Annotated in this window: 16 protein-coding genes and 1 pseudogene; 6 read left to right on the top strand and 11 right to left on the bottom strand. The window is 61.1% G+C overall.

The features are described from left to right. Positions 1–14: 14 nt before the first annotated feature. Entirely contained in the window at positions 15–1,913 is a 1,899-nt protein-coding gene (locus ACQKEN_RS07680; protein WP_427684841.1) for a sensor histidine kinase, read from the top strand. A gap of 178 nt (positions 1,914–2,091) precedes the next feature. After that, complete coding sequence (locus tag ACQKEN_RS07675) at positions 2,092–3,417, top strand: sigma-54-dependent transcriptional regulator (protein ID WP_427684839.1); 1,326 nt, start codon at positions 2,092–2,094, stop codon at positions 3,415–3,417. Between the two features lie 189 nt (positions 3,418–3,606). Here the strand turns inward: ACQKEN_RS07675 and ACQKEN_RS07670 are convergent, their stop codons facing one another. The 7 genes and pseudogenes from ACQKEN_RS07670 to ACQKEN_RS07640 form a co-directional block, all read right to left on the bottom strand. Then, entirely contained in the window at positions 3,607–4,548 is a 942-nt protein-coding gene (locus ACQKEN_RS07670) for a PfkB family carbohydrate kinase (RefSeq protein WP_427684837.1), read from the bottom strand. After that, positions 4,538–6,007 (bottom strand): purine-cytosine permease family protein, encoded by a 1,470-nt coding sequence (locus ACQKEN_RS07665; protein ID WP_427684836.1) that lies wholly within the window; start codon positions 6,005–6,007, stop codon positions 4,538–4,540. Before ACQKEN_RS07665 ends, ACQKEN_RS07670 begins: the two co-directional genes overlap by 11 nt. Before the next feature lie 159 nt (positions 6,008–6,166). Continuing rightward, positions 6,167–7,183 (bottom strand): ADP-ribosylglycohydrolase family protein, encoded by a 1,017-nt coding sequence (locus tag ACQKEN_RS07660; RefSeq protein WP_427684835.1) that lies wholly within the window; start codon positions 7,181–7,183, stop codon positions 6,167–6,169. Then, a complete protein-coding gene (locus tag ACQKEN_RS07655; protein WP_427684834.1) occupies positions 7,180–7,893 on the bottom strand; it encodes a GntR family transcriptional regulator in 714 nt (237 codons plus the stop codon). The genes ACQKEN_RS07660 and ACQKEN_RS07655 overlap by 4 nt, the downstream gene beginning before the upstream one ends. A 169-nt stretch (positions 7,894–8,062) precedes the next feature. Next, on the bottom strand, positions 8,063–8,731 hold the full coding sequence (locus ACQKEN_RS07650; RefSeq protein WP_427684832.1) for a DsbA family oxidoreductase: 669 nt from the start codon (positions 8,729–8,731) through the stop codon (positions 8,063–8,065). A 110-nt stretch (positions 8,732–8,841) separates the two neighbouring features. Next, a complete protein-coding gene (locus tag ACQKEN_RS07645) occupies positions 8,842–9,834 on the bottom strand; it encodes an alpha/beta fold hydrolase (RefSeq protein WP_074888922.1) in 993 nt (330 codons plus the stop codon). Between the two features lie 156 nt (positions 9,835–9,990). Continuing rightward, positions 9,991–10,599: pseudogene (locus ACQKEN_RS07640) on the bottom strand (5-methyltetrahydropteroyltriglutamate--homocysteine S-methyltransferase); the annotation flags it as partial. 207 nt (positions 10,600–10,806) lie between these two features. Here ACQKEN_RS07640 and metR point away from each other — a divergent pair. Continuing rightward, complete coding sequence (gene metR, locus ACQKEN_RS07635) at positions 10,807–11,724, top strand: transcriptional regulator MetR (protein WP_065992512.1); 918 nt, start codon at positions 10,807–10,809, stop codon at positions 11,722–11,724. Positions 11,725–11,846: 122 nt separating this feature from the next. Here metR and ACQKEN_RS07630 read toward each other — a convergent pair whose 3' ends face one another. From ACQKEN_RS07630 to ACQKEN_RS07620, 3 genes are all read right to left on the bottom strand, one after another. Then, positions 11,847–12,251: an NUDIX hydrolase gene (locus ACQKEN_RS07630; protein ID WP_427684830.1), complete on the bottom strand. Its 405-nt coding sequence runs from the start codon at positions 12,249–12,251 to the stop codon at positions 11,847–11,849. A 2-nt stretch (positions 12,252–12,253) separates the two neighbouring features. Continuing rightward, on the bottom strand, positions 12,254–13,345 hold the full coding sequence (ddlA, locus tag ACQKEN_RS07625; protein WP_427684828.1) for a D-alanine--D-alanine ligase: 1,092 nt from the start codon (positions 13,343–13,345) through the stop codon (positions 12,254–12,256). A 162-nt stretch (positions 13,346–13,507) separates the two neighbouring features. Continuing rightward, positions 13,508–13,777, bottom strand: a complete 270-nt coding sequence (locus ACQKEN_RS07620) for a type B 50S ribosomal protein L31 (RefSeq protein WP_427684826.1) — start codon at positions 13,775–13,777, stop codon at positions 13,508–13,510. 198 nt (positions 13,778–13,975) lie between these two features. Here ACQKEN_RS07620 and ACQKEN_RS07615 point away from each other — a divergent pair, with 198 nt between their 5' ends. Then, positions 13,976–14,347: a hypothetical protein gene (locus ACQKEN_RS07615; RefSeq protein ID WP_427684824.1), complete on the top strand. Its 372-nt coding sequence runs from the start codon at positions 13,976–13,978 to the stop codon at positions 14,345–14,347. A gap of 190 nt (positions 14,348–14,537) precedes the next feature. Here ACQKEN_RS07615 and ACQKEN_RS07610 read toward each other — a convergent pair whose 3' ends face one another. Then, complete coding sequence (locus ACQKEN_RS07610) at positions 14,538–15,476, bottom strand: LysR family transcriptional regulator (protein WP_427684822.1); 939 nt, start codon at positions 15,474–15,476, stop codon at positions 14,538–14,540. 121 nt (positions 15,477–15,597) lie between these two features. On the opposite strand from ACQKEN_RS07610, the gene ACQKEN_RS07605 reads away from it, so the two are divergent. Beyond that, positions 15,598–16,524, top strand: a complete 927-nt coding sequence (locus tag ACQKEN_RS07605) for an alpha/beta hydrolase (protein WP_427684821.1) — start codon at positions 15,598–15,600, stop codon at positions 16,522–16,524. A 343-nt stretch (positions 16,525–16,867) separates the two neighbouring features. Beyond that, positions 16,868–18,010 carry an OpgC domain-containing protein gene (locus ACQKEN_RS07600; RefSeq protein WP_427684820.1) on the top strand — a complete coding sequence of 381 codons (1,143 nt, stop codon included), beginning with the start codon at positions 16,868–16,870 and terminating at the stop codon, positions 18,008–18,010. Positions 18,011–18,119: the final 109 nt, after the last annotated feature.

Here is an 18,119-nt window from a genome sequence, read left to right as displayed (position 1 = left end):
CCAGGACGACTGTGATGAAATGCGACCCCCCTCTCTACCGCGCCGCGCCGCCATCACTCGCCGTGAAACCCCGACTGATTCGCCATCTGTTCGTGCCGCCGCTGATCATCCTGCTGATGATTGCGCTGGGTTACGTCACGTATTTGTACAGCGAGAAGAACGCCATCAAGGCGCTGGGTGAAAACGGTCAGCGTCAGCTCGAGCTGCACGCGCGCACCGTCGAGAGCGAGATCAACAAGTACAACTACCTGCCCAGCGTGCTGGAGCTGGAATCCAATGTTTCCGACCTGCTCAACCATCCGTCTGCGGAGTTGCGCGCCAAGGTCAACGATTACCTCGAAGGCCTGAACCGGCGCAGCCGCAGTCGGGCCATCTATGTGCTGGACACCACCGGCCGGGTGCTGGCCACCAGCAACTGGCGCGATGCCGACAGTTACCTCGGTGAAGACCTGTCCTTCCGCGCTTATTACCAGGACGCGATTCGCGGTCTGCCGGGCCGCTTTTACGGCATCGGCAGCACCACAGGCGAGCCGGGTTATTACCTGGCCCACGGGCTGGAAGAGAAAGGCAAGATCATCGGCGTCGCGGTGATCAAGGTCCGGCTTGAAGCCCTGGAAGAACGCTGGCAGCGCGCGCGCCTGGAGGCATTTGTCAGCGACGAGAACGGCATCATCATCCTCTCCAGCGACCCGGCGCGACGGCTGAAATCAGTCCGCCCGCTGACCGCCGAGATCAAGGAGCGGCTGGCCCGCAGCCTGCAATATTACTGGTGGCCGCTCAACGAACTGGTGCCGCTGGAACGTGAATCGATCGCCGACGGCGTGGAGAAGCTGACCTTTCCGGCCAACACCAGCGTTGATCATGAGCACACGGTGGTGAGTTACCTGGCGCAGACCCGCGAACTGGCCGACACGCCCTGGCACCTGACTTTGCTGACGCCGCTGGAAGACCTGCGCCGGGAAGCCGCCAATCAGGGAATGCTGGTCGCCGTCGCCTGTGCGCTGGTGGCGTTTCTGCTGATCGCCTGGAACGAGCGGCGTAAGGTGATTTCCACCCGCCTCGCCGCCCGTGAAGCGCTGGAGCAGGCGAACAACGAACTGGAACGGCGCATCACCGACCGCACCGCCGACCTGCGCGCCAGCAACGAACGCCTGAAGGGCCAGATTCGTGAACGTCGCCAGGCCGAAGAAACCCTGCGCCAGGCCCAGGATGAATTGATTCAGGCCGGCAAACTCGCGGCCATCGGCCAGATGTCCACCAGCATCGCCCATGAACTGAATCAGCCACTGGCGGCGCTGCGCACGTTGTCGGGCAACACCGTTCGGTTTCTCGAACGGGGCGCGCTGGACACGGCGAGTGCGAACCTGCGCACCATCAATGATCTGGTGGATCGCATGGGCCGCATCACCGCCAGCCTGCGCGCCTTCGCCCGGCGCGGAGAAGACAAAGGTCAGGCGTCGCTGAGCAAGGCAGTCGACGCTGCACTGCAGTTGCTCGCGGCCCGCCTGGACAATGCCTCGCTGGAGTTGCATCAGCGCATCGACGACGTTGAGTTGGCGATTGACCAGACCCGGCTTGAGCAGATTCTGGTCAACCTGATCGGCAACGCGCTGGACGCCATGCAAGCGCAGCCGCTGCCGATTCTGTGGCTGGAAGGTGAGGTGTTCGAGGGCCGTTACCGGCTGCGCGTGCGGGACAACGGCCACGGCATCGACGCCGAAGCGCGCAAGCACCTGTTCGAGCCGTTCTTCACCACCAAGCCTGGTGAACAGGGCCTCGGGCTCGGCCTGACGCTGTCCGCCAGCCTCGCCGCAGCGGCAGGCGGCACACTCAACGCTGAAGACCCGGCCGAGGGCGGCACAATGTTTGTGCTGGTGTTGCCTCTGGTTGATCGCGGAGCGGCGGGTGTATGAGAGATCAAACCATTCCCGGTCTCTGGGGGAGCGAGCTTGCTCGCGAAAGCAGAGGGGCAGTCACCTTGTTCACACCTGACACATCGCTTTCGCGGGCAAGCGCGCTCCTACACGATTGCGCACTTCGGCCACGGGAACCCCTCGCGATGAACGCAACGCTGTCGTACTGGAATACACCATGAACACTGATCTGACGGTCCTCATCGTCGAAGACGACCCGCATGTCCTGCTCGGCTGCCAACAGGCGCTGGCGCTGGAAGACATTCACAGCCAGGGCGTGGGCAGCGCCGAGGAAGCGCTGGCCTTGGTGAATGAGAACTTCGCCGGCATCGTCATCAGTGACATTCGCCTGCCGGGCATGGACGGGCTTGAGCTGCTCAAGCGCCTCAAAGAACGCGATCGGACCCTCCCCGTGGTGCTGATCACCGGTCACGGCGACGTGTCGATGGCGGTCGGCGCGATGCGCGATGGCGCCTACGATTTCATGGAAAAGCCCTTCTCTCCCGAGCGGCTGGTCGACGCCGCTCGCCGCGCGCTGGAGCAACGCGGGCTGGCCCGTGAAGTCTGGTCACTGCGTCGGCAACTGGCCGAGCGCGACTCCCTGGAGGGCAAGATCATTGGTCGCTCCCAGGCGATGCAAACCCTGCGCGCGCTGATCGCCAATGTCGCGGACACCTCGGCCAACGTATTGATCGAAGGTGAAACCGGCACCGGTAAAGAACTCGTCGCCCGCTGCCTGCATGACTTCAGCCGCCGCCATGACCATCAGTTCGTTGCGCTGAACTGCGGCGGTCTGCCGGAAAGCCTGTTCGAGAGCGAGATATTCGGTCACGAGGCCAACGCCTTCACTGGCGCCGGCAAACGCCGCATCGGCAAGATCGAACACGCCCACAACGGCACGCTGTTCCTCGACGAAGTGGAAAGCATGCCGATCAACCTGCAGATCAAACTGCTGCGGGTATTGCAGGAGCGCACGCTGGAGCGACTGGGTTCAAACCAAAGTGTCGCGGTGGATTGCCGGGTGATCGCCGCGACCAAGTCGGAGCTCAATGCGCTGAGCAAAGCGGGCCAGTTCCGCAGCGACCTGTATTACCGGTTGAACGTGGTGACCCTCGAACTGCCGCCCTTGCGCGAGCGGCGCGAAGACATCCTGCAGTTGTTCGAACACTTTCTGCAGCAGTCTTCGCTACGCTTCGACCGTGAGGCGCCACAGCTGGATGCACAGACCCGCTCGGCGCTGCTGGCCCACGACTGGCCAGGCAATGTGCGCGAGCTTCGCAACGTTGCCGAGCGCTACGCATTGGGCCTGCCGGCGTTCAAGACCGCCGGTGCGGAAGTCGCCACTCAACGCCTGGATTTCGCCGAAGCCGTGGAAGCGTTCGAGAAGAACCTGCTCGGCGAAGCGTTGCAACGCAGCGGCGGGAATCTCAGCCAGGCCAGCCAGGAACTGGGCATGGCCAAGACCACGTTGTTCGACAAGGTGAAGAAATACGGGTTGGGGTGAGCAAGTTCGCTGTTTGATTCTGGCCGCAGGCCGCAGGAGCGTGGCTTGTCCCGCGATCGGCTGCGCAGCAGTCGTAAAACCGGACGACTCGGTCCTTCCTGAGGAACCGCAGTCAGCGGATTGGCTGCCGCTTCGCGCCAGATCGCGGGACAAGCCACGCTCCTACAGGTCTTGTGATGGCGGAGATTATCAGTGTGTCGCAGGAAATTCGCTGCTGCCGACCAGCTCATCCACTTCTGCCGCCGTCGGCGCAGTCGCCGGGCCCCAGCGGGTGACGGCGATGGCTGCGGCCGCATTGGCGCGCAATGCCGCTTCTGCAGCCGACAGCCCTGACGCCAGCCCGGCCAGCAACACGCCCGCATGGGCATCGCCGGCGCCGTTGGTGTCGATGGCCGTGACCGGGAAGCCACGCACGTGTCGGGGCTCGGAACCCTGACGAATCCAGCAGCCGTCCGGTCCATCACGCACCACCAATAACGCGTCGTCGCGCAGCCAGTGCGCCAGCCTTTCGAGGGCCCCATCGATCGCCTCGCACCCGGTGAAGCGCAGCGCCTCTTCCGCATTGCTCGTCCACAGCGTGATCAATGGCAACACCGCCTGCATGTCGGACGCCTCCGGCGAATCGATCAGCGGCCCCGGATCAAACACCACGCCCGCCCCTGCCGGCAACTGCGCGAGCCAGTCCAGCAGCGTCGAAACCTTATTCTCGTGCAGCAAGCTGTAGCCGCTGACGAACACGTAATCCTCAGGCTGCACATCGACGCCACTTAGATCGTCAGCCGACAAACCGCCCTCGGCACCGACATAGGAAATGAACGAGCGCTCGGCCGAAGGCTCGATGAGCGCCACCGACAGGCCCGTGTCCTGACCCGTCGACGCCGCCGCCGCAATGTCGATGCCTTCTGCCGCCATGGCCTGTCGCGCCAGATCGCCAAAACGCCCCGCGCCGTGGCGACCGAGATACAGCGTTGGCATGCCACTGCGTCGTGCGGCGGCCATCACGTTGAATCCTCCGCCCGTTTCAAAGGCCGCCGAGCGGGCGAGCACATCGCCGCCCGAACGAGGCAAAGCGTCCAGGGCCATGACCAGATCGACCACGACCTGGCCGGTGTAGAGCAATCTAGCGGGCATGAACAACCTCTTCGGCAACAACGCGACGGTCACGGGCGCCGCCAAGCAGAGCATATACACCGCCCGCCACCAGGAAGGTGACGATCCAGCCCAGCCCGTTATGGCCGAACCATGAGTCCGACAGCAAACCTTTGAATATCACGTTCTCCGGCGTGGTCGCGACGGTGGTGAAACTGTACCCAAGCACGATGGCCAGCGCCCATGCACCCAGCGCACGCCACTCGATGCCGCCGCGATACCAATAGGCGCTGCGCGGCGAGACGTCCATCAAGTCAGCCGGTGAGTAGTAGTGGCGATGCATCAGGTCGACGATGAAGATCCCCACCCACGCGGTGATCGGCACGGCGAGCATCGAAATGAAGGTAATGAACGGGCCGTAAAAGCTGTCGGCGATCAGCATGAAGTAAATCGAGCCGGCGAAGATCGCCACGATGTCGACGATCACCGCGTGCACGCGCTTGATCTTCAGGCCCAGCGTCAGCGTGGTCAGCCCCGCCGAGTACACCGACAGATTATTGGAGAGCAGCAGCCCGCCGAACGCCGTGATCAGGTACGGCACGGCCATCCAGGTCGGCAGCAGTTCGCGAATCGCGATGATCGGATCGGTGGCCGACGCCAGGTGGTCATTGCCCACCGACAGCAGCCCGCCCAGAGTGATCAGCAACACCAACGGGATGCCGGCGCCGAAAGCGGCCGACGCCACCAGCCGCGTGGCCTTGACGCTGCGATGCTGATAGCGCGACATGTCGGCCCCCGCATTGGCCCAGCCGATGCCGGTGCCCGCCGCCATGGTACCGATGCCGATGATCATTGCGCTCACCGGTGCAGGCGCCGCATTAAACACGGCGGCCCAGTCGATGTGCGCGATCAGAAACCCGCCGACGATGACGTTCAACGCGCCAAAGATGTATGTCGCCCATTTCTGAATGACCAGCAAGGTGGCGTGGCCGAGGCCGGAAACGGTCAGCGTCATCAGCACGAAAATGGCGATGAACACGAGGGTCAGGCCCGGCGCACTCTTGGCCTCCACCGGCGTAGCGAAGAGGATCGAGCACAGCGACAGCAGTACGAATGCGGCGGTCGTGGTGTTCACGGTTTCCCAACCCAGACGCGACATCAGCGAGACGATGGTCGGACCGATATTCCCGCGCATGCCGAAAATCGCCCGCGACAGCGTCAGACTCGGCGCCCTGCCCCGCCGGCCGGCAATTGAAATGACCCCGACTACGGCAAACGAACCGGCCGCGCCGAGGATGGCGACGATGATCGCCTGCCCGATCGACAACCCGCGAAAGGCCACCAGCGTCGCTCCCAGCGGCAGACCGAGGATGCTGATATTGGCCGCGAACCACACCCAGAAAAGCTGCAACGGATGGCCGTTGCACTCGTTTTCCGGAACCGGTTCGATACCGCGTGTTTCAAGCTGACCTGCGCCTTGAGCGGCGTTGGATGACGTCATGTGAATGCTCCTGTGCCATTTGTTCTGGTTGTGGGCAGTGCGCAAAGCAAACGACGTCCATGTCAGCGTGGGCTTTTGCAGGCTGCAAAAACCCTGACTCGCCGCTGCATAGAGCCGCGAGGTAGGTCTTGTTCTTTATACGGGCTGGCGTCGGTCGGGTCAGACCGCGCGCAGGGACAGCAACTGCTCGACCACGGGGTGAAGGTCGAGCGCATTGACGCTCTGGATCTGTTTGATCAGCGGCCCGGGCCAGGCGCCCATGCCTTCGCAGGCACCGAGCATTGCCCCGAGCATGGCAGCGATGGTATCGGTGTCGCCGCCCAGGCTGGCGGCCATGCACAGCGCATCGATTGCCGATAACCGCCCGCGAGCCACTTGATGCGCCATGGCGAATGCAGCGACCACCGATTCCTGGGAGGCGACCGACGTGCCGATCACGTCATAAATCAATTCGGGCAGTTGTTCGTTACTGCATTCTGCGCACAGCTGTTTAGCCCAAAGGATCCGGGCGGCAATTCGGCCGCCGGCTATCCAGTATCCGTGGCGCTCCGCCTCATGGGCCACGCGCGCGCCGACATCGAGGGCTTCGGCGAGACTGGCACCGCTGATGCCCGCCGAGACAACCGCCGCAACCGCTGCTGCGCTGGAGATGCCGAGATTGGTGTTGTGTGTAACCTGGCAGGCCTGCTTGACCGCCTCGCTGAAGGGCGCCTCTTCGCGTACATCGAAGGCAATGCCGACCGGTGTAATGCGCATGGCGGCGCCATTGGTGGTGCCAAACCGCCCGGATTCTTCAGGACTGTGCCCGGCCAGAATCATCTCGATGGCGCGCTTGGTCGAGGGACCCAGCAGGTCCTGCGAACCCTTGGCCTGCATCACCGCTTCCCAGTCGATCAGGCTCTGGGCCAGATCCGAGGGTTCGATGCGCCCGCCTCCGGCCACCAGCAATTCGGCCACCAGCACCGCCTGCTCGGTGTCATCGGTGATCGACCCGGCGGCCATGTTCGGCGCAATCGGCTGATCGGCACCAGCGGCTTGTAAGGTGGTAATGCGGTCGAATCGCTGCCTGATCTGCTCGCGACTGAGGGACTGCGTGGGCATCCCCAATGCATCGCCCAGCGCCAGTCCGTAGAAAGCGCCGAGGCCTCGGTCGCGCATGTCGATCAGTGCAGTCATGTGGGTGATCCAAAAGCCAGATGCAGACGAAAATGCACGGGGTCCAGAAGGCTTTCCACGTGCTCCATGAAACGTTCGCGGCGATCAAAGGTGGTGCGCGTCGCCTTGAGAAACACCGAGCCCGGCTGGCGCAACATCAGCGCCGCGTCATCGTTGCTCAGAGGCTCGGCTCCGATCCACTGATCGCCGCGATCGCCGACATAACCGTGGGCGGCCAGTGTGACGGTCAGCGAATCTTCGATCAGCCCGTCGCGGGGCAGATTTTCCAGGCCATCACAGGCCGGAATCAGCACACGCTCCAGGGAAACCACGCTGCCATCGCCTGCCGTTCGACGGCGATCCAACGCGATGAACTCGGCCGTGCCAAACCGGCCCGCCAGATCAGGCCGTTGCACCGCCACCAGACGCAGAATCTCGGTGCTGACCTTGGCGCCTGTATCGGCCAGGGCCTGGGCCCAACCGGCGCGCTGATCCAGCGAGATGCCGTCGTAGGTCACAATCGAACCCACGCCGGTTTGCGTCGCGATGTAATTTCGTCGCTTGAGCTCGGACAATGCCTCGCGCAGCGTGCCACGGCTGACATTGAATTCCTGTGCGAGCAGATTCTCGCCGGGTAACAATTCGCCCGAGCCCATCTGACCGGTCTCGATACGTCGAGCCAGCTCATCCACCACACGTTTTTTCTTGTCGAATCGAACCTGTCTAATCATGTACAAATTGATATCCGAAAGTGGCTGGGAGTAGCAAGTGTTTTTTGAAATGCAACGAACGACGCGTCACAGCGGATGACGGGTAGCATCGGAAGCGATCGGGGCCTCCCAAAGGTGGAGAGGCCCGGATACTCAACTGCGCTCTACCCGTCAGGGTCGATTACAGGTTTCAGTCGACCGGGTTAACCACACTCGATTCTTCGCCCACGATCTGACGAATGGCGCTGACGAACACGTCGACGGGCTGCCCACCGGAAACGGCGTACTGGTCATTGAAGACGATCGTCGGCACCGAACTCACGCCCCGCGACACCCACAACTGTTCCAGTTCGCGAACGTCGCTGGCGTACTGGTCGCTGCCCAACAAGGCCTCGGCGCGCACTCGGTCCAGACCCACTTTTAGCGCAACATCGGCCAGCACCTGGTGGCTGGAAACGTTAGCGTGCTGGCTGAAATAGGCGGTGAACAGCGCCTCTTTCAGCGCGTGTTGCTTGCCTTCCAGTCCGGCCCAGTGCAGCAGTCGATGGGCGTCGAAGGTGTTGAAGATGCGTCGATCGCCCGGCTTGAAGACGAACCCTAGCTCAGCGCCGCGCTCGCGGATGTTTTCGGCATTGGCCTGGAATTGCTCGCGGGTCGAGCCGTACTTCTCGGCGATGTGCTCAAAGATGTCCTGGCCTTCCGGCGGCATCTGCGGGTTGAGTTCGAAGGGCTGGAAGTGGATGTCGGCTTGGACTTCATCGCCCAGATGTTCGAGCGCCTGGTCCAGCGCGCGCAGGCCGACGATGCACCAGGGGCAGGACACGTCGGAGATGAAGTCGATTTTCAGCGGAGTGCTCATGGCAGCCTCGTGCAAGAGAGGAAAAGCACCACGATACGCCGATCACGGTGGCGCTCAAACCCTACACCGGCACGCCCGTCCTCAAAGGGCGGGTCAACCCCGCCGTCTCATTAGAGCTGCGCGACGTGGGATGCGTCTTCACGATGCTCTCGCAAATAAGGCAACACGGCCGCCAGCAATGGGGCCTTGAAGGCTTCCTGGAAACGGTGGGCCAGGCCGGGAATCAGCTTCAACTGGCTGCCCTGAATATGCGCCGCCACATGAATTCCGTGCATGACCGGCAACAGCGGATCGGCCGTGCCGTGAACGACCAGCGTCGGCACGCGCAGACGATTCAACAGCTCCACTCGGCTAGGTTCTGACAGGATCGCCAGAATCTGCCTTTTCACGCCTTCAGGATTGAACGCTCGGTCATAGGAAACCGCCGCCTGATGCAGCAGCATCTGCCGATCATCCTTGACCTCCGGACTGCCCAGCGCAGCCAGCAAATCAGCCTGTTGCTCAAGGGCGGTCTGCCGGTCCGGCGCGCCGCGACGGGCCAGCAATTGCAGCAATGCAGGGCTGGGCATCGGCAGGCCGGGGGCGCCGGAGCTGGTCATGATCAGCGTGAGGCTCTCCACGCGCTTGGGCGCCATGTCCGCCAGATGCTGGGCAATCATGCCGCCCATGCTCGCCCCCAGCACATGGAATTGCTGAACGTGCAGCGCGTCCATCAAGCCCAGCGCATCCTGAGCCATGTCAGTCAGCGAATACGGCGCCGACACCGGCAGGCCGATTTTGTAGCGCAGCACTTCGTAAGTGAGGTTGGGGCTCGGCGGCGCCTGGACCCAGGTCGACAAGCCGACATCCCGGTTGTCGTAGCGAATGACGCGAAAGCCCTGCTGACACAGCGCGACGACCACTTCGTCCGGCCAGTGGATCAACTGCCCGCCGAGGCCCATGACCAACAGCAGCGCAGGATCGGAATCACGGCCGATGCTCTGATACGCCAGGTGCACGTCATCGAGCTCGGCCACCTGCGTGGGAACGTCAACATCGCATCGAGAGGCCGCAAAAGACGGCAGGCTGCACAAGAGCGCAGCCAGAAAAAGTAAAACCCGCATGGAAAAACACCGACACACAGAACCCCAGTAGGCCGCGAGTCTGATGAAGTTTGCTCAAGCGCGCTGCCACAGTTGCGTGACAGTTTGATGAAGAGGGCTGAGCGGTAGCAAAACGGTCATCTGGGGCTGTGTTTACGCTGCTGCTGTTGTCGGTGTGCTGATCGAATCGGAGACCCATAGGTTGTCGGCGAAGCGCAGTTGAGCTTCCTTCACAACTTCCAGCGCGGCTTCACCGTCAGCGCAAGCGGGATCAAGCTCGCCAGCTACACCCAGTGAAAGCACCTTGTAGATGGGCAGGCGGTCCAGCACCAGAGGCATTTGCTCCGGCGCACTGAGCACATCGACATGCAGGCCTTGCACTGGCAAACACACCGCAAGGCCAAGGTTGCTGCCCAGTCCAAGCCCCCCGCAGGAGACCGCCAGCAATTTTTTCAGCGGCGAATACTGCAGGGCGTGGTAGGCGCGCTCGAAAGCGTTCTTCCAGTCCTGCGGCAGGTCGAGGGTCAGAATCGGCTCGTCGATCTGTACCCACTCGACGCCCTTGCCCGCCAGCCGACCGAGGATCTCGCCATAAACCGGCAGCAGACGGTCCAGCAGGTCGAGCCTGTCGAAGCCCTCGCCTTCAGCTTGCCCCAGCCACAGGTACGTCAGCGGGCCGATGATTTCGGGCCGGATGGTGTTGCCCAAAGCGCGGGCCTGGTCGACCTCATCGAACAGCGGCGCCCAGCTCAGGTTGAAGCGCTGGTCCGGGGTGAACGTCGGCACCGAATCCACATCAATGCCGTCACCCAGGGTTTCGAGGATGTGCTTGAAGTCCTTGGCGACGCCGGTGTGAGGAAAATTCGAGTTGTTGACCTGGCCCATGCTGACTGCTTCCTTCAAAAGATGGCGCCATTGTCGACACTTCTCCTTACATGAGACAAACTCATTAAATTCGTGTTGATCACAAAATTTACTCATGGAGCGCCGTCGGTGCTGGAAATTCGCCACCTGAAAACCCTGCATGCGTTACGCGAAGCAGACAGCCTCGTTGACGCCGCTGACCGCCTGCATCTGACGCAGTCGGCACTGTCGCACCAGTTCAAGGAGCTGGAAGAGCGCATGGGCATGCCGCTGTTCGTGCGCAAGACCAAACCGGTGCGGTTCACCAGCGCGGGCTTGCGTCTGCTGCAACTGGCCGACTCGGTGCTGCCGCAACTGCGCCATGCCGAGCGCGATATCTCGCGGCTCGCCGGCGGTGTCGCCGGGCGCCTGCACATGGCGATCGAATGCCACAGTTGCTTTCAGTGGCTGATGCCGACGATCGACCAATTCCGCGATGCGTGGCCGGAGGTGGAACTTGATCTAGCGTCGGGCTTCGCTTTCGCGCCCCTGCCCGCGCTGGCCCGTGGCGATCTGGATCTGGTGGTGACCTCGGACCCTCTCGAGCTGGCAGGCATTACCTATGTGCCGCTGTTCACCTACGAGGCCATGCTCGCGGTCGCCAATCAGCATCCGCTGGCGGCCAGGCCTTATGTGGTGCCAGAAGACCTGATCAATGAAACCCTGATCACCTACCCCGTCGAGCGCGACCGGCTGGACATCTTCACGCGTTTCCTTGAGCCAGCCGACATCGAACCGGCGCAGGTGCGCACGTCCGAGCTGACAGTAATGATGATGCAACTGGTCGCCAGCGGCCGCGGCGTCTGCGGGATGCCGCACTGGGCGCTGCATGAATACAGCTCACGCGGGTACGTGAAGGGCAAGCGACTGGGGGAAAAAGGATTGTTCGCTACGCTGTACGCGGCGATTCGTGCAGACATGCTGGACGCGCCCTACATGCGCGACTTCCTGCTGACGGCAAAAGACACGTCATTTTCGACACTGGATGGGGTGAGCGCGGTTCGTTAATGGCCGTGCAATCGGCAAATTGTAGGAGCGCGCTTGCCCGCGAAAGATTGTGCCTGTGACACATCGGTCGCCTGAGCCACCGCCTTCGCGGGCAAGCGCTTTTACAGTTGATGGTGTCGAACTCAGGCTGTCGCCAGGCTTCGATACAGCGGCAGTATCGAATCCCGGGTCAGCGGCGCCAGGTGCAACTGGTCGATATTCCCGCCGTCGACCCAGATCGCTTCCTCGATCTCGGCCGCGGGATTGACCGGGTCTTCAAGCTGAACGCCATACAACTGGCAGTTCACTTCGAAGCCCGGTTCGTTCGCCGCCACCGCCGAAAATTCACCCAGGAATTGCGCTTGCTCAGGCGCGATGACCAGCCCCAGTTCCTCGTTCAACTCACGGGCCAGCGCATCGAGCGCCGACTCCCCTGCGTCGATCTTGCCGCCCGGCTGCATGAACGCTTCAGTCCCGCGCTTGCGCACCAGCAGTGTCTTGCCATCGGCACGGGTCAAAAGGGCCGCAGCGATACGGAGTGTTTTCACCGTCACAGCACCACCTCGGTTTTCAGCGCTCGGGTTTCTTCAGCGCGTTCAAGCGCCAGCGCGATCAACCGGTCGATCAGCTCGGCGTAGCTCAATCCGCTGGCCTGCCAGAGTTTCGGGTACATGCTGATGGAGGTGAAACCGGGCAGCGTGTTGACCTCGTTGATGATGATTTCCCGTGCCTCGGTGACAAAGAAATCCACCCGCGCCAGGCCGGCGCAGCCCAGCACGCGATAGGCCTGCAGCGCCACTTCACGCACGGCCTCGCTCATATCCTCGGACATTTGCGCAGGGATGGCGATGCGGGCCTGACCGTCATTCAGGTACTTGGTGTCGTAGGCGTAGAACTCGTCATTGGCGACGACCTCACCACACACGCTGACCTTCGGTTCGTGGTTGCCCAGCACGGCGCATTCCACTTCACGACCGACGATGCCCTGCTCGATCAGCACCTTGTTGTCGTAGTCGAAGGCCAGTTTCAGCGCAGCAGCATAACCGGCTTCGTCGACGACTTTGCTCACGCCGACCGACGATCCCTGGCACGCCGGCTTGACGAAAAGCGGCAGCCCCAGCTGCGCAGAGATGCTGACAAAATCCACCGTCTCGCCACGCTGAAGGACCACGAAGGGCGCGACCGAAATACCCGCATCGCGCAGCAGCCGTTTGGTCACGTCCTTGTCCATGCACGCCGCGGAGCTCAGCACATCCGGGCCCACGAACGGAATGTCCAGCAAGCGCAACATGCCTTGTAGGCAGCCGTCCTCCCCGAAACTGCCGTGGATCAGCGGGAACACCACGTCGATGCGCGGCACCTCTGCGCCGGTCTGCACTTCCACGAACTGCGGCCCGCTGGCGCCCGGCATCAGCGAAAGCAGGCGGCCGGATTCACTGAGTTTGATGTGCGCAGGATCGGTGGGGTTCTGCAGGTAATCCTGCTCGTCGAAGCGCAACCAATGCCCACGCTTGTCGACGCCAATGAGGGTGACGGAAAAGGTGTTGCGATCAATCGCGTTGATCACGTTGCGCGCCGATTGCAACGACACTTCATGCTCGGAGGATTGCCCACCGAAAACGATGGCGACTGACTTTTTCAAAGGGGGATGCTCCTGAATTTCAGGCCGCAGAGCTAAAAGCAATTTGGCCCGATAGTCCAGTGCCAAGGTGGCTTGCGAGACGGAATACAGGAAAAAAACGGCAAAAAAATCCCGCGCCCGGGTGATCGACTGTCGATACCCGGAGCGCGGGACGTGCCGCTGTCATTCCTCTTTCTTGGCGCCGGAGCCAAAGGTAGCGAAGCGCTTATTGAAGCCGGCGATACGGCCTTCGGTGGTGGTCTTGCGCTGTTGGCCGGTGTACATGGGATGCGACGCGCTGGACACGTCGAGGGCAACGTAGGGATAGGTGTTGCCATCGGTGTGAGCATACGTGCGGTCAGTATCAACCGTGGAGCCGATCAGGAAAAACACATCGGCAGCGGTGTCGTGGAACAGCACCTGACGGTAGTCGGGATGGATGTCGGCTTTCATCGTCTTTCTCCAGAATGTAAGCAATCATCTAATACGTTATACAGTATCAATTCAACAAAGTTCAATCGCAACCGATTTTGTAACGGTTACAACTTTCGGCTTTTCCGACGCCTCCCCTGCCGCTAACGTTCGCGCCCTGACGACCCAGCCCGGTCCTCAACGGGAACGGAATGAACAACAACACCAGGAGGTAGTGCCATGCACTTGATCGATCGTTACGAAATGAGCGTCCCCGCACACATGAAGCTGATCGACGCCCGCAGCGCGTTGAATCATCTGCAGCGTCTGGTCCAGGCGACCGACGGCAAGCCTGAATCCAAGGAGCTCGTCAGCCTGATCGAAACGATCGTGGAGGCTTTTCATGAAGCCGCTGACGACGTCATGCCGGTCAACGACCACGACGTGTTCATGCGCCAGGCCTGCGAGTGGAACTACATCGGGCTGTCTCCCAAAGAGCGCGAAGTGCTTCACGAGATCCGTTGCTGCAGCTACGATGGCAAGGAAGACATCTATCGAATGATCAGCGAGACACTGGACCGCAAGCCGATGCTGATGCCGGAAGCTCTGTAATCTGCGGTTGAGTTGGGGATCTGCGCGTAAAAAAGGGGCGCGTGTTATTAGCAACCTGATGTGCCGCTCGTCGTATCGCTATGCCGCTTCTTGAAAAATTCGTTTCCGGCGGCTGCTTACCTAAGCCGATACGGAAAAATGCCTTTCGAGGGAGCCTGGCATCGAGCCTGCACGTGGGATTAGCTAACGGTCAGACAGGACGAAGGTCGTCCGTCAGATACTGATCCCATGGAGGACAAGGCGACCAAGTCTCCACAAGCTTATCGATAAAGAGACGGATTTTCGGAGAGAGGTGACGTTTGCTCGGATAGATCACCCGAATAGGCTCCGCCGCCTCTGCGTAATTCGCCAGCAGTTGGACAAGCTTGCCGTTGCGTAAATCGTCGTTAACCACGTACGAAGGCAGGGTCGCAATACCCAAGCCAGCGACAGCTGACTGGTGCAGTGACTCAGCACTGTCCATCTGCAGCCTTCCACCATGGGTAACGGACAGAGAGCGATCATTGACTCGAAAACTCCAGGGAAGCAGTCTTCCACCGCTCACAAAATGCAGACACTGGTGCTCTGAAAGGTCGTCGGGCCTTTGGGGCTGTGGATGCTCAGCCAGATACTTTGGTGAAGCACAGGTGATCATTTGTTGGTAGGCCACTGTACGTGTGAGTAACCGAGAGTCCTCCTTGGGCGGCCCGATACGCATGGCCAGATCAAATCCTTCATCGATCAGGTCGACCAACCTGTCCGAAAAAGTGATATCCACGCTCAACGAGGGCCAATCTTTCAGGCAGCATTCGATGTGCTGGAGAACATGGAGCCTGCCCAATGCAACCGGCAGGCTCATCCGCAGCCGTCCACTGGGTGTCGAGCGACGAAACGCCAAGGCGTCCTCCACATCGTCCAGATCCTGGAGAACACCCACACACCGCTCATAAAGAACCTGGCCGTCGTCCGTCATGCTCAAGCTACGAGTAGTGCGATTGAGCAGGCGTACTTGCAAACGAGCCTCAAGCCTAACTATCGACTTCCCCACCGCCGAACGAGTGAGCCCCAGCTGCTTCGCCGCCGCAGTGAAGCTGCCAGCATTTACGGAGCTTACAAAGGCGGCAATGTCGTTCAGGTTATGGAGTTCCATGGAGACCTCTGAGCGTCAACGTTCGGGCGGCTTAGCACCTGTTATGGGGAACCCTATTCCCCAATACTAAGCATAGTATCTCAATTAGCTAATCCACTCCCAGCGATCAATTGAGGTCATTATGAACACTAAAGTACAAGCAGCCGTCCAAACCTGGGCCAACAGCCTGAGCGATCTAGTACCCGTTCTTAAGGGAATCGATACCACTACGAAAATGAGCGACATCCGCGACTCTTACGCAAAAATGCTCGCACAAAATCCTGCGCCTGCTGGCGTCAAATTCGAAGCAGTCGACATGGGTGGCGTACCGGGCACACTGGTTACCCCTGATGAGATCAAAACCGACGCAGTCGTCATGTACATCCACGGTGGTGCGTACATTGTTGGCCGTCCAGACGGCTACCGCGGCATCGGCGGCAACTACGCAAAAATGCTCGGCGCTCGTGTGTACATGCCGGACTACCGCCTTGCCCCTGAGCACAAGTTCCCAGCCTCTATTGACGACACACTGCGCGCCTACGAGTGGCTGCTTGAGCAGAAGATCCCAGCTAACAAGATCGCGTTCTCTGGCGAGTCAGCCGGTGGCGCGATGGTTGTCAGCGTGATGGTGGCTGCGAAATCGAAAGGGCTTCCACTGCCTGCGGTTGGCTCCTCCATCTCGCCTTGGGCGAACCTTGAACACACCGGGGCTTCCATGAGCAATCGGGAAGGTCTGGATCCGCTGAACTCCAAGCCTGTCCTGGATATCCTCGCTAGAGCGTTCCTGGGAGATACGCTGGCCAATCATCCTCTGGCTTCTCCTGTGTTTGCAGACGTCACCGGTCTCCCACCCATTTTGGTGCAGATCGGGGAGAACGAGTTGATGTTGAGCGATGCGATGCGACTTGCAACTCACCTCGCGGATAACCGCGTTCGCGTCAGCCTGGAGGTATGGCCCGCGATGTTCCACGCCTGGCACTTCTACGCCACCATGCTGCCGGAAGGTCAGCAGGCAATGGAAAGCTCCGTGCGCTTCATTGAGGATGGCCTGGCCGACGCTAGTCGCTGAAACGCACACCCAGCGCGACGGCTTTCTCGCTGTCGCGTCTCTGTTCACGCTCTAAAGAATCTGCTTCCGCTGTCCAAACCTTTGAACATGCGCCCGCCCACCCAGAGATACCTTCACCAGACGCCCCTTCCGTAAAATCATGTCCACGGAACTCAGAGGATGCACTGGTGATGAAAAATCAAACGCGAAGAGGCAAGCAAGCGAGACATCCTGCAACATCCACCCTTTGCTTTTACCCCGCAAACCCGCCACCCTGCGCGCCGCCGATCAGACCCTGCTGACGGCAAGGAACCACGGCCCCACTGGCCCCTCTTCTATAAACACCTTTGCAAGGCCCACCGTCATGACGAACGGACGCGACCATCGCATCGACTTCTTTCGGGGTCTGGCGCTGATTTTCATTTTTTGGGATCACGTGCCGGCCAACCCGTTCGCGCAACTGACGCTGCGCAATTTTGGTTTCAGCGACGCCGCCGAGGTGTTCGTGTTTCTCGCCGGCTACGCCGCCGTACTCGCTTATGGCCGGGTGGCGCAGCGTGACGGCTATGTCGTGGCTTGCGTGCGTATCCTGCGGCGCACATGGGTGCTGTACGTCGCGCACATCTTTTTGCTGACGCTGCTGATGGGCATCGTTTTCGTCGCCAACAACCACGTCGAAACCCGCGACATGGTGCGGGAGATGGGGCTGGAGTATTTCGTTGGCAACCCGCAGCAGGCGCTGGCCGATGAATTGTTGCTGAGGTTCAAGCCCAACCTCACCGACCCGCTGCCGCTGTACATTCTGCTGATGGGTGCTCTTCCGATCATTCTGCCGATCATGCTGCGCAACACGGCGCTGGCGATCGGCCTGTCGATTGCGCTGTACATGATGGTGCCGCTGCTTGGCTGGAACCTGCGCGCCTACGAAGGCGGCGGTTACTGGTATTTCAATCCAGTCGCCTGGCAGTTGATCTTCGTGCTCGGCGGGGCCTTTGCCTTGCACACTCAACGCGAGCTGACCGCTAAACCCAGCGCTCGCCCGCTTTGGCAACAGCCGCTGTTTCTCATGGCGGCGACCTACCTGCTGATGGCCGGCGTCATCACCGTGCTGTGGAAATTTCCTGACGTGCATGACGCGCTCCTGCCTTCAGCGTTGACCCAACTGATCTATCCGATCAGCAAGACCGATCTGTCGCCGGTGCGCTTGCTGCATTTCCTTGCGCTGGTGTATGTCGTCGCCAAGGTGCTGCCGACGTCGGTAACCTGGCTCGACAACTGGCCCGTCCAGCAGACTTGCCGGATGGGCCGCTATTCGCTGGAGATCTTCTGCCTGGGCGTCCTCCTCGCCCCGCTCGCCGATATGGCAAACGCGCTGGCGGACGATGCCTGGCAAATGCGCGTGATCACCGCGCTGCTAGGCCTGGGGTTGATGCTGCTGTTGTCGAACTGGCTGGAGTTGAACAAGCGATTGGGCAGCCCGAAGGCGACGCGGGTGGTGAAGGTTTGATGGGGGCATCACCACCGTTTTGAGGACCGGCATCTCATCACGCTTCAAACCGTTCAAAGCCCCCAAACTTTTCGGTCGGCGGGTCCATCATGATGGGGACTCAGGTTGC

It is taken from the genome of Pseudomonas sp. NPDC078416, assembly GCF_050268485.1.
Classification (GTDB): Bacteria; Pseudomonadota; Gammaproteobacteria; order Pseudomonadales; family Pseudomonadaceae; genus Aquipseudomonas.
Note: the sequence above shows the minus strand (reverse complement) of the source record. Positions and strands in the feature narration are given on the sequence as shown.

Bases quoted from the DNA above. Each gene is read 5' to 3' on its own strand.
- ACQKEN_RS07680 (WP_427684841.1), top strand. From the start codon at position 15: ATGAAATGCGACCCCCCTCTCTACCGCGCCGCGCCGCCATCACTCGCC.
- ACQKEN_RS07675 (WP_427684839.1), top strand. From the start codon at position 2,092: ATGAACACTGATCTGACGGTCCTCATCGTCGAAGACGACCCGCATGTC.
- ACQKEN_RS07670 (WP_427684837.1), bottom strand. From the start codon at position 4,548: ATGCCCGCTAGATTGCTCTACACCGGCCAGGTCGTGGTCGATCTGGTC.
- ACQKEN_RS07665 (WP_427684836.1), bottom strand. From the start codon at position 6,007: ATGACGTCATCCAACGCCGCTCAAGGCGCAGGTCAGCTTGAAACACGC.
- ACQKEN_RS07660 (WP_427684835.1), bottom strand. From the start codon at position 7,183: ATGACTGCACTGATCGACATGCGCGACCGAGGCCTCGGCGCTTTCTAC.
- ACQKEN_RS07655 (WP_427684834.1), bottom strand. From the start codon at position 7,893: ATGATTAGACAGGTTCGATTCGACAAGAAAAAACGTGTGGTGGATGAG.
- ACQKEN_RS07650 (WP_427684832.1), bottom strand. From the start codon at position 8,731: ATGAGCACTCCGCTGAAAATCGACTTCATCTCCGACGTGTCCTGCCCC.
- ACQKEN_RS07645 (WP_074888922.1), bottom strand. From the start codon at position 9,834: ATGCGGGTTTTACTTTTTCTGGCTGCGCTCTTGTGCAGCCTGCCGTCT.
- ACQKEN_RS07620 (WP_427684826.1), bottom strand. From the start codon at position 13,777: ATGAAAGCCGACATCCATCCCGACTACCGTCAGGTGCTGTTCCACGAC.
- ACQKEN_RS07615 (WP_427684824.1), top strand. From the start codon at position 13,976: ATGCACTTGATCGATCGTTACGAAATGAGCGTCCCCGCACACATGAAG.
- ACQKEN_RS07610 (WP_427684822.1), bottom strand. From the start codon at position 15,476: ATGGAACTCCATAACCTGAACGACATTGCCGCCTTTGTAAGCTCCGTA.
- ACQKEN_RS07605 (WP_427684821.1), top strand. From the start codon at position 15,598: ATGAACACTAAAGTACAAGCAGCCGTCCAAACCTGGGCCAACAGCCTG.
- ACQKEN_RS07600 (WP_427684820.1), top strand. From the start codon at position 16,868: ATGACGAACGGACGCGACCATCGCATCGACTTCTTTCGGGGTCTGGCG.